The following is a 749-nucleotide window of genomic DNA, read 5'->3' as shown; positions in this document are numbered from 1 at the left end:
TCGCGCCACTCGGCGAGAGCAGCGGCGCGTGTCAGCTTGAAGGTGCCTCGGCTGGTGAGAGATCGCTCCTGGTTAAAGTGGTTGTAGACGGAGGAGTGGACGGCGGCGAATTTCTGTAAGCTTTGCATACGCCTGAAGCGCTGCATCGCGTGTTCTCTTCGTCGGAACGGAAGGTGTGAGTTCTCAACCCGGTTGTTGAGCCACCTGCCCGTCTTCTGCTTTTCCGTCGCACCGAGATCTCTGAGCGCGGCTCGGTATGACGCGAAGCGATCGGTGACAACTTCATCCGCAGCACCGTGTCGCCGCATCAATTTCTTGAGAAATTTCAGTGCTGCCTGCTTGTTTCGACGTTTGGTGACAATGGCTTCAAGCACCTCGCCTTCGTGATCAACGGCGCGCCACAGGTAGTGCCGTCGACCGTTTATCTTTACGAAGACTTCGTCGACATGCCATTTCGATTTTGAGTATGCCCGCAGCTTCTCGACTCGTTTTCTCCGGATCTCCGCCGCGAGCATCGGACTGAAACGGTTCCACCAGTAGCGGACTGTCTCGTAGCTCACTTCAATGCTGCGCTCATGCAACAGATCTCCCACGTTTCGAAACGACAATGGGAACCGAACGTACAACATCACTGCCAGACGAATGACCTCGGGACTGGTCTTGAAGTACTTGAATGGCGATTGTGTAATCATACGCGAAGGCTATGAGAGCACCCCGCCCGCCTCAAGCCAAGTTCTTCTGACAAGGCC

General features: G+C 55.4%; 1 protein-coding gene. It reads right to left on the bottom strand.

Features of this window, described 5'->3' with window-relative positions; genetic code table 11:
- Nucleotides 1–692, bottom strand: a 692-nt coding sequence (locus tag ABLN94_RS24570) for an IS6 family transposase (protein WP_352997344.1), incomplete at its 3' end; no start/stop codon positions are given.
- Between the last annotated feature and the right edge of the window lie 57 nt (nt 693–749).

It is taken from the genome of Ruegeria sp. SCP11 (assembly GCF_040329455.1).
GTDB classification, from domain to species: domain Bacteria; phylum Pseudomonadota; class Alphaproteobacteria; order Rhodobacterales; family Rhodobacteraceae; genus Ruegeria; species Ruegeria atlantica_E.
This window is presented reverse-complemented; position numbering and strand designations above follow the sequence as displayed.